A 10,828-nucleotide genomic window follows, 5' to 3' on the forward strand; every position below is an offset into this window, starting at 1 on the left:
GATCAATGGTTCGATAAAACCCCATTCCCGGTCCGTCAAATCACTTGGAAAACGAAGCGCGTCTCGGTTATGCTCACGCCGAGCGATAGCAGTCCAGGTCATCGGAAACCCCATTTTGATTTAGCACCAAAAGGGAATCACAACCTGCTGTTATCGCTCAACTACTTTTAAATCGGGCTCTAAGATAACCGCTCGCCTAGGGCGTGGGAAGAACGGTGGGCAGATTATGGAGAGGCGGCTCACAGCGATACTTTCTGCCGATGTGGTCGGCTACAGCCGCCTCATGGGCGACGATGAAGGCGGCACGCTGGAGCGGTTGAAAGCCTGCCGCCGGGAGTTGGTTGACCCAGCCATAGAGGAGTTCCACGGCCGGATCATAAAGCTCATGGGCGATGGAGCCTTGGTTGAGTTTGCAAGTGTAGTGGACGCCGTTCAGTGCGCCGCCGTGATCCAGCGAAAAATGGCCAGCTACGACCAAGGCGTCTCGGAGACAAAGCGTATTCGGTTTCGCATCGGCGTCAATCTCGGCGACATCATCGTCGAAGGCGATGATATCTACGGCGACGGCGTCAACATAGCTGCACGCTTGCAAAGTATCGCCACGCCGGGCGGAGTCTTGATATCCGGCACTGCGTTCGACCACGCGGTACACAAGGTCAACGTCGGCTTCTCTACGCTCGGTGAGCAGAGGCTGAAAAACATAGCCGATCCGGTTCGCGCGTATCACGTTTTGCTGGCCCCCTCCGAGGCAGGCAAGGTCGTCGCGGCCCGTCCGAATCTTCGGCGGGCCGTCATCTTGGCTATGTTCGCAATGGTCATGGTCGCGACCACCGCCACCATCTTCGCCTGGCAAGGCCCTTTTTCGCCGCAACGTCCATCTGTCGCTGTGCTTCCCTTCGCAAATCTAAGTGGCGATCCGGGCCAAGATTATTTCGCCGACGGCGTTACCGACAACTTGATCACCGATCTGGCGCGGCTTTCCGGCCTTGACGTCATCGCCCAAAATTCGGTGTTTGCATACAAAGGCAAGCCACGCGTTTTGTCCGACATAGGGCGCGATCTCGGAGTGCGCTTTATCGTTGAGGGCAGCGTGCAGCGGATTGGCGATCAAATCCGCGTTAATGCGCAACTGATCAATGCCGCAAGCGGCGACCACCTGTGGGCCGACAGACTTAACCGAAGCGCGTCGGATGTGATTGCTCTTCAGGATCAGCTAAGCCGACAGATCGCCGAAGCGCTCGGAGTGACGTTGACCAAATCGGAGGTCGAGCGAATAGCCCGTCCGCCTACCGCCAATCTCGAAGCATATGACTACTATCTTCGTGCCGAGCAGGCGACGCGGACAGGCCGCCGTTCCCGGATGCTTGAGGCGCTTGCGTTGTATGACAAGGCGGAAGCGCTTGACCCCGGTTTCGCCGAGGCCTACGCGGCCGATGCGCACGCGACCGCCTATGTCTGGCGGAGCGCTTACGACGACGTCCTCCAGAGCGCGCTGGCGCGAAAAAGGGCGTACGACAAGGCAAGTCGGGCCTTAGCCCTCGACCCCGGTCTTTCCTCCCCATACGCGGTTCTTGCCGTCATGCAGGTTGTGGACCGCCGCTACGATCAGGCGATCACCTCGGCGCAGAAAGCAGTTTCCCTTGGGTCCGCTGATGTCGAAGCTTACATGGCATCCGCATACGTTCATTTGATCTGCGGCAATCACACCGAAGCGGCTGCGGCCGTCGAGACGGCGCTCAAACACGAGCCGAACCTATCTGCCATTGACCGATATACTGCTGGCCTGGTTTATTATCTTCTGCGCGATAGCGCGAAGGCCATCGACAATTTTGAACGAGCACGAGACGCTTCGCCCGGTAACGGCGAACTGGTTACCCCTCTCGCCATGGCATATCAACGTGCGGGCCGTGTTGATGATGCTCGTGCGGCTGTCTCCGAAGGAAACCGCCTTCTCGCAGGGCGTGATTCCCTGGCGAGTTGGCGTATCAGCAATGCGCATTTCCGCAACGAGCGCGATTTGGCGTTTATCCTGGATGGACTTCGCGACGCCGGCCTGCCGGAATGGCCGTTCGGCTTCAAGGGCGACGAGAAGGATCGGTTGAACGGTAAGGAAATTGCCAGCACCGTCATGGGGAAACTCCTGAAGGGCAGGATTGAGCCCTCAAGCAGCCTGGCACTGATGCAAATAGAACCCGACGGCAAGGCGGCATTCCGCACGGCGACGCAGATGTTGACCGAAAAGGTTTTCGTCGATCGCGACAAGCTCTGTGAACAGAGTGAAAATGCATTCGGGCAGGCAGATTGCGGCCCGGTCTATAGACGTCCAAATTCTCCCGGTGGAAGCAGCTACGTTTACGTAAATTCGACGAAGGTGTTCCACTTCTCGCCAGTCAGATAGGGGCGCTCCCACCTAGGATCACTCGTAATTGTCCAGCCTGAGGTCCGCTACCACCTTGGGCCAGTTGGCGTCCGCCTTCGGCACTGCAACTTCCGCATTGGCCGCAAACGACTCCGCCGATCCCTTGTCGTAGATCAAGTAAAGCTTGCCGTCGATAATCTTGAACGCTTCTGGATCGGTATTGACTGTGACAGACCCTAGGGCCACCTCGCCAGCGCAATATCCGCCATACTGAGGAGCGTATTTGATCGGTTCGCTGATAAACATATCGCGGTGTTCCGCATTGGCGAAATACCACGGCGTCCCCAGCCACTCGTAGGAAAACTTCTCTGATCCCTTCGTCGCTTTTCCATCGGTGAAATAGGCGACCGTGTCGTATCCCATGATCGCCACGCCGCCGAAGTACCCCGTATTTACCGAGTCATCGGCGAAGGCATTTGACCCACTGACAGTCACTGCCAAGGTAACGGCAAAGCCTGCCACAAAGCGACGAATGCCTCGCGCTCCGGTTCTTATCACTGCCATACGAGCCTCCTGCGTCAATCGTGGATTTTCATACACTTCGTGTATTCTTTCTCGCCCACGCGGCTCGCCGGAGGGCAAGGCGCGCCATGCTGTTTGAAGAGCCGCACGATTTCCGTGTTGCCCTTCCAGATCGCCCGCGTGATGGGAGTGTAACCGTGAATCTCCGCACGTCCGACGTCCGCACCCTGCGACAGAAGAAAGCTGGCGAGAGCTACGTGGTTTTCCTCGCCGGCTATCATTAAGGGCGTCACACCCGATTTGTTGGCCGCATCGTCTAATTTCGCACCATTTTGGAGTAGCAACTTGCTTATCGGCAAGCTGCCGGAGAAGGCGGCTGCGTGGAGCGGCGTGAAACCGCCCGAATTCCGAGCCATGACGTCAGCACCCTTGGCGATCAGCAATTCGGCTATGGCGAGTTTAGATTCGAGTGCGGCATTGATGAGAGGCGTCGCTTGGTCCCGTGCCCGGCTATCAACAGGAGCGCCCGCAGAAAGAAGCTCCTCGACCGCGGCGACATTGTTGTCTGCGACGGCGTCGAACAAGTTATTACCCGCGGCGGCCATTGTCGCCATAAGGATCAGCGCTACAGATGCAAGCAGCTGTCGCATGACTTTCGCCTCGGAAGTTTCCAAAAAAATAGCACGGGACGTAGCCCTTGGATAGGCATCGGGGGTTGAGAGGGGCGCTGTACTCTTAGATTACAGGCGTCACGCCGACCATTGCGGCAGTTTGCGCCGATGGCAAGTTCATGCAAACCTGACGAAAAGAGGATCGTTCCATAATGCATTGCGACTTCGGCAAGAGGCACCCCAAGGAAATCCCGAACGCCATGGTTGGGCAGTTTCACCGAGATTGTCCGGAGGCTCTCCCCGCCCAGCATGCACAGTGCGCGCCGTTGATCAGGGCACACGGCACCGACGACGAGCGTCATGTTCTCGAGGAACTTGAGGCCGCAATGGTCCAGGAGGAACTACTTCGGGCGGCATCTTGAGTTGTTCTTTGTCGGCGTCCCAGCATCGTGATGATACTGGTTTGTGATATTCTTGACGTCAGGTCAGAAATCTGATCCGATGATCGCAAATTTTCGGAGGCAGAACACTGACTGACTAGCAACTTCTTCGCGTATAGGTCTTTGATGTTCCGTTGCTGCAGGCGGTAGGCTTCAAGTTTCTCTCTCAAGTCGCCTGGATAATCCTGCAAGGTCGGCTTTTTGGCGCGAGGATCAGTCACATCCCAAACCAAAGTCTCCATGCTTCGCTATCCCCGACCAAACAGCGCTCTAAGCTCGCACAGCTTCGCAGAGTCAAGGCGGCACAAGGCATCCTCCGGAGAGGTGCTTGTGAAATTGAGCAACGCCCCTCCCCGGCTAGCCACGCCTTCGGAACAAATGGGGAAACGAAGTGGCTAATCGATCTGGTAGCCGATTGATTTTGCACACTATTGTTGCGCCCTCAGGACCCACCCTTAATTTCCCCGAAAAGCGTTAAACTCAGAGGGATACCCCTTCCCCCTACCTCCCAACCTCCACCACCACCGGATGCCCTTCATCATCCCACGCCAAAAATCCCCCCGCAAAATAATAAACACGCGTGTACCCCCAGGCGACCGCCTTGGCCGAAGCATAGGCGGAATAGGAACAGTACTTTCCTTGGCAATAAAAGGCGACCTCGTCTTGCTTGCCCGCCACCTTGGCGAGGCTTTCCTTCGACAGCGCGGTGATCAGCGACAGGTTGATGGCCTTGGGGATATGGCCGTTGTCGTAGTTGAGGGGCGCGCGCACATCGATGAAGGGCACGCCGCGGGCGAGCAGTGCCTTGGCTTCCGTCACATCGATTTTTATCGTCCTGTCGACGCTGAGTTCGCCTTTTGTCTCGGTCATGAACTTGAGGTAATCATCAAGGGCGAGGTCCGTGCCGGCCCCTTCGGGCAGTCCGGCCTTGCGCAGCCCTTCCTGCAGGCGCGTGATATAGGGCCTGTGATAGCCCAACGCGCTGCCATACCAATCAAATGCGCTTTCCTCGACCGTGAGCGGATCGGACAGCGAGCGCATGGCCAGTTTGTTGTACTTGTCGATCAGCGCCTGGATGCGGTCGGTGCGTCCGAGATGCGCATAGCTCGATATGAGCGTGGCGTAGTCCTCGCGGACATCGGACTTCTTTTCGATCACGCGTTCAAACGTGTCGGCAGCTTCGTCGTATTTTCCTTGCGAGAACAGCGAGATTGCGAACATGCGCAGCGTCGCCTGCGAGAGATGGGGATCGATCCTCATCGCCTGCCGGGCCTGCTGTTCCGCCTCTGCCGCATGTCCCGTGGCGTTGAGGATCCACGCCATGCTGACACGGTTGTCGGCATCGTTCGGCGCAAGCTTCATCGCCCGGTCGATGGTAGCGGACGCTTCATCATAGCGCCCCTGCTGCGCAAGCCATTGCGCCGATATCGCATAGGCAAGCGGCGTCGGCTTCTCCAGGGCTTTTTCGAGATTTCTGTTGAGGTTCTTGATTGCGTTCTCTCGACGGGAAAAATCCCAGGAGGAGATGCTCATCCTCCAGTTTGCTGCCGCCAATGACGCATAGGCCCGGCTATAGTTGGGATCGAGTGCTATGGCCTTCTGGAAGAAGGCAGAGGCTATGACCGTTTCCGCCTCGCTGTYCCGGCGAAAGTGATCCCAGCCCCGCAGCAAAGTATCATAGGCTTGCGGATTCATCGTCTCCGGCACTGTCACGACGCTCTGTTCGGAACGCGTCAGCTTCACCGAGAGCGTCGAAACGATCTGCCCTATCACCTTGTCCTGCAGCCCGAAGACGCCGCTCATTTCGCCATCATAGCGCTCGGCCCAGAGGTGGTGTCCGTCGATCGCGTCGATCAATTGGGCATTGACCCGAACGTGATTTCCCTCGCGCCGGACGCTGCCCTCGAGGATGTAATGCACGCCGAGTTCTTCGGCCACCTGCTGCACCTTGGTCGGTTTGCCTTTGTAGGTGAAGGTCGAGTTGCGCGCGATCACGAAGATGCCGGACAGTTTTGACAGTTCGGTGATCAGGTCATCGGTCATTCCGTCGGCGAAATAGCCCTGTTCGGCATCGGAGCTGAGATTGTCGAACGGCAGGACGGCGATCGAGGGCTTTTGGGGCAGCGGCAAAGCCATCCGCTCAACGGATGCCGTCTCGGCGCTGGTGCGCTTCTGCGCCAGCCACAGTGCAGGAGCGCCGATCAGGAGCGAGAGGACCAAAACAGCCGGAATGACCCAATTGCGAAGGCTTCTGGGGTTGAACCGCCTGTGCCGGATATTCCCCTCGAAGCTCACGCGATAGACACGCACCGGCCGCTTGATATTCTTCACATGCTGCTCGCCGATGAATTCCAGCGGCAATTCAAACCTGCCCTGCAGGTGATCGAAAGCCGTGCCGGATACGAAAAGTCCTCCCGGCTCGCATATCTGTTCGAGGCGCGCCGCGACATTGACGCCATCGCCCAGCAGATCGTCCCCGTCGACGACGACATCGCCGAGATTGATGCCCATGCGCAGGAGAAGCCGATATTGGGGCGGGACATCCACCTGCCGTGCCGCGACCTTGCTTTGCGAGGCGACCGCGCAGGCGACGGCGTCGACGACGGAGCCGAACTCCACGATCGCGCCATCGCCCATGAGTTTCACGATACGTCCGTGATAATCCTCCAGAAGCGGCTCGAAGATTTCGGAGCGCCATGCCTTCATTGCTGCCAGGGTCCGGGCCTCGTCGGCTTCGATCAGCCGCGAATAACCGACAATGTCGACGGCAAGAATGGCAACCAGCCGCCGTTCGGCGCGAACTGCTCCCATGGCCACCTCTCCCAAAGGTGTAGAAGGCTTCGCCGTGGCGCCGGTTCAGGGACGGGAACTTTCCCAGCCTCCTAGCTTTCGTAAGCTACACTTGTTTCCCCGCCCGTGCCAGACATATTGCCCGGCTTGGGGGCCTGCGGGGTGGCTGATTCCGGCCGACAGCGGACAAGACGCGCACGCAGCTTCGCCCATCACAGGCGAGCTCTTCGCTCCACGTCATCAACGCGGACGAATTTCACTGCCGCGTCCACGCCCCCTCCTCCGAACCGGTGCGTTCAAGCGCCGGACCTTGCCTCGATCATTGTTGCGGCCGCGGCCTTCGAAATGGGACCTTGAGCTTGCCGCGGAAAAGGCCACGTTTTTCGATCGGCTCGAACACGGCCTCCGGACCCTCGGGGTCGAGAATCTCATTGTCGGCCAGCCATTCGGCCAGGTCTGAAATCTCCGGCGTGACATAGGGGACCAAGGTGCGTGAGGCGGGTTGCGCCCCGGACGCCCGTCCTGACCTGACGTCTTCGATGGCACCGATCAGCGAACCTTTGCGATCGACGAGGGCCGCGAAGTCTGCCGCATCGGTGCCAAGATGCTCGGCGAGCAGGTCGCTCCTCAGGTCCAGCAGCCTTTGCGCCAGCGCATCCGACCCGGACGCCTCGAAGGCGACGTCGCATTCGTTGTCGAACCGCATGGACCGGTTGTTGAAATTCGACGAGCCGACCCGCATCGCCCGGTCGTCGACGACCATCAGCTTGGAATGGACATAGACAGGCACGCCTTGCGCCGTGACGGGATGGTAGATGCGAAAGCGATCATATCGATCGTGCCGGTGCATGGATTCCCGCAATCTGGCGCGGGCCGTGTCCATGGCCAGCGATCCAAGCCAGTTGTCCGCCTGCACCGGGTTGATCAGGACAATCTCGGGGCCGTCCGGTTCGGCGAGCCGGCGCGCCATCGCCTGGGCGACAATGCGGGAAGCGAAATACTGGCTTTCGGCATAGATCACGGAGCGGGCCGACATGATCATGTCGACATAGAGCCTCTCCACCTCCGTCACCCGTTCGCGACCGCCATAGTCAGGGCTGGTGCGCGAGATCGCCAGATCGACAGCCCCGAATGCTATCGCGCCCTCCACCCGTGGAAAGGCCTGGTGCCCCTCCGCCGGCTGCAAGGGCTTGCCGCCGGCAAGTCTCCACCGCTCCCGGCAAAGGTCGCCCAGGGCACGTGCGGCCGGGCCGATGCAGTAGCTGGACGCGTCGTGCCAGGGGCCGAAGGCAACCCCATTCGGCCGTTTGCGCCTCGGGTCGTCGTCGAGATGCTCGCGCGTGTCCCAACGGTCCGTGGTGACGTCTATGCCGCCGCAAAAGGCGAGACTGTCGTCGACGACCAGGATCTTCTGGTGGTGCGAACTGCCGACCGGGTGGTTGCCGTCCAGTTTGACCGTGATGCGCGGATGCAGTTTCCAGCGCAGCAAATATGGGACATTCGATAGTTTGACCCAATTGGAGAGAAAAGCGGGGTTCCACAGCAGCAGCCGGATTTCGAGATCGGGATTTCGCTTTGCCAGCCACAGCAGAAAGTCGCCGACGCCACGCGGCCCCTCGTCATCCACGTCCGGATGCCCCAGGGTGATGCGGGCATCGAAATCCCAGCCGACGAGAAAGATCGAACGCTTTGCGGCCTTCATCGCCGCACGCGCCGCGGCGAAATAGCAGTCCGCATCGATCAGAATCGCAAACTCGTCGGCCCGCTCGATCCGCCAGCAGTTTTCAGGCGAGTTCAGCAGCGGCTGCGACGACATTCATCCTCCCTTCGATTGATCCTTGCGATTGATCTCCAATGGCAACGACCGGCAGCATTTGAAATAAGCACTTTGCACGAACACGCCATTTTCACCACTTGGAATGAGCATTGCGAGGCGATGGTTCCCGTCGCTCTCTGCGGAACCACCTGTGCGATCCAAAACCGAGGGCGGGGCCGAATGCATAACGAGCAAGACCCACATCAACTGCGGCCCTATCAAACAGCGTGACCCGGATTGAGGTTCCTTCTGCTTCTCGGCCCTTTTTACCGTATAGAATGCGGATTGCGCCAATGGAGGCGGCGGCAATCGTATTGCGGCTCTGTATGCCGCGATCCCTCCGAACCACATGTCATTCAACCTCGTGCCAACAACAGCCGATCCCGCAGAACATCGGCGTTTGGCAAGAGATCATCGAAGATTGCTCCGTGTCGCCGGGGCGAGCGAATAGGAGCGCATCCGCGAGAGCCTGCTTCGACATGTTGGCTGTGCGGTGCCGGACCATCGAAAAGAGCAGAGTGGATCATGGGGCGCATTCTTTCTGTAGATTGTTCTTATTTTGTTCTCGGGACAAACATTATCAAGAGCCCGCCGCTTCGTATCGTCCGTCCAAGCGTCGGAGTGCCAGCCAAGGCGGCGGCGATAAAGTCGTGAACGATTGAGCCGCCCGCACGGGCCCTACCCTTTTCGGAAGGCGGCGCGGCAAGCGCACCTTCTCTCCGTAGGAGAGAGGTGCTTGCCGCAGCTTGCCGCATAATGATTTCAATGACTTACGGCGGCTTGCCGCTCTTGCCGCATTTTGCTTACCGCACTTGCCGTAGTCATTGATTTCATTGAACAAAACATGCGGCAAGCAATTTTTTAGCTCACCCTTGCCGCAGCTTGCCGCACCCTTGCCGCAGCAGGAGGGYGAGCTTGAGCGGAGGTAAATCCGCATCATAATGCCCGCTCGCCCTCAGCAGTTTTCAGTCCGTCATGCGAGCAAATTGAAGTCGCTGGCGGTCAGGGTGGTGACGCCGATCAGTTCGATTTCGATGATATGCGTTCCACTTGCAACACTTTCGGCCGCGCTTCCGGTATTGGCATAAACGAACATGTTGCCATTTCCGTCGCTCTGCCAGGCAACGGTGTGCGCAGCCAGGTTTCCACTGGATATCGTGCCGGTTGCCGTCAGACCGAGGGCGGTGGCAAAGTCGATGAAATCGTGACCCGACGAGCCCGTCCCGTGCTGGAAATCGAGAATGGTGTCGAAGGCCGACTGCGTCGAATTGCTGACCGCTTCGAAGCGGAAGTGGTCATCGCCGGTGCCGCCGGTCAACCAGTCGGCGCCGCCAAGACCCTTCATCGTGTCACTGCCGGCCCCGCCGTAGATATAGTCGGTGCCGCTAGCGCCAGTGATCACGTCGTCACCGGCTCGGCCATCGACAATACTCGGATTTGTGCCGGTTACAGTAATGGTATTGTCCGCATTGCTGCCACTGCCATCGCGCCCGATCCAGACGCTGAAGGTCTGTGAAACCCCCGCCGAATGACCGTCTGTCGCAGTCACAGTCATAGTGCCATTGAACGGATTATTATTCGCGGTGACGCCGGTCGCGGTAAGCTCTCCGGTGGATGAGTTTACACTCCAGGTACCGACCGACAAGTTGTTCGTCATCGAGTAACTGACACTATCGCCGGTATCCAGATCGGTAGAAAGGAATTTGCCGAGGTCGAGGCTGGCCCCATCGGTCGTGGCGGTTTTGCTCGCCACGAAGGTGGGTGTTGTCGGCGCGTCGTTGGCACCGTTCACAGTGATGTCGATAACCTGGTCCGTGCCGTCTGCCGACGTCACATGGATCTGGTCGTGCACATGGTCTGTCGAGCCCAGAGCCTGCACATTGCTCGCCGAGTTGTTGAGCGTATAGACCCAGTTTCCGCTAGCATCGATCGTCAGCGACCCATATGTGCCGGCAACCGGATTGCCGCTGTTGTGCACCGCAAACGAGCTCTGGCCCGACTCGGGGTCGCTTATCGTCAGCGCGCCGCTTGCGGTCAGCGTTGCATCCTCGGTCACCGAACCGGTGCTGGTGCCGCCGATCACGGCTGCATCATTGGTGCCGTGCATGGTGACGGTGAGCACCTGGGTGGTGCCGTCGGCCGTCGCCACGGTGATGCTGTCGGTATAATCCTGGCCGCCGACGAACTCGTTATGGGCACTGTTCATGGTGTAGGTCCAGGTGCCATCGGCGGCGATGGTGAACTTGCCATAACCATTGCTGCCATTGACATTGCTCTGCGCCGTAAACAG

Annotated in this window: 6 protein-coding genes and 1 pseudogene; 1 reads left to right on the top strand and 6 read right to left on the bottom strand. The window is 58.9% G+C overall.

The features are described 5' to 3' along the window. Nucleotides 1–102: pseudogene (locus AC1D06_RS39805) on the bottom strand (IS5/IS1182 family transposase); the annotation flags it as partial. A 124-nt stretch (nucleotides 103–226) separates the two neighbouring features. Here AC1D06_RS39805 and AC1D06_RS39810 point away from each other — a divergent pair. After that, the gene (locus AC1D06_RS39810) at nucleotides 227–2,398 is read left to right on the top strand and encodes an adenylate/guanylate cyclase domain-containing protein (protein WP_477991018.1); all 2,172 of its coding nucleotides are present in this window, start codon (nucleotides 227–229) and stop codon (nucleotides 2,396–2,398) included. 18 nt (nucleotides 2,399–2,416) lie between these two features. Here the strand turns inward: AC1D06_RS39810 and AC1D06_RS39815 are convergent, their stop codons facing one another. From AC1D06_RS39815 to AC1D06_RS39835, 5 genes are all read right to left on the bottom strand, one after another. Next, entirely contained in the window at nucleotides 2,417–2,923 is a 507-nt protein-coding gene (locus AC1D06_RS39815; RefSeq protein ID WP_477991019.1) for a YHS domain-containing (seleno)protein, read from the bottom strand. A gap of 14 nt (nucleotides 2,924–2,937) precedes the next feature. Then, nucleotides 2,938–3,531 carry an ankyrin repeat domain-containing protein gene (locus AC1D06_RS39820; protein ID WP_477991020.1) on the bottom strand — a complete coding sequence of 198 codons (594 nt, stop codon included), beginning with the start codon at nucleotides 3,529–3,531 and terminating at the stop codon, nucleotides 2,938–2,940. 902 nt (nucleotides 3,532–4,433) lie between these two features. Continuing rightward, nucleotides 4,434–6,743, bottom strand: coding sequence for a rhodanese-like domain-containing protein (locus AC1D06_RS39825; protein ID WP_477991021.1), 2,310 nt, complete (start codon nucleotides 6,741–6,743; stop codon nucleotides 4,434–4,436). 298 nt (nucleotides 6,744–7,041) lie between these two features. Continuing rightward, nucleotides 7,042–8,538: a phospholipase D-like domain-containing protein gene (locus AC1D06_RS39830; RefSeq protein ID WP_477991022.1), complete on the bottom strand. Its 1,497-nt coding sequence runs from the start codon at nucleotides 8,536–8,538 to the stop codon at nucleotides 7,042–7,044. A gap of 973 nt (nucleotides 8,539–9,511) precedes the next feature. Further along, nucleotides 9,512–10,828 (bottom strand): VCBS domain-containing protein (locus AC1D06_RS39835; RefSeq protein WP_477991023.1); only part of this gene is annotated, 1,317 nt, incomplete at its 5' end.

This window comes from Rhizobium sp. P2_G2, assembly GCF_056403555.1.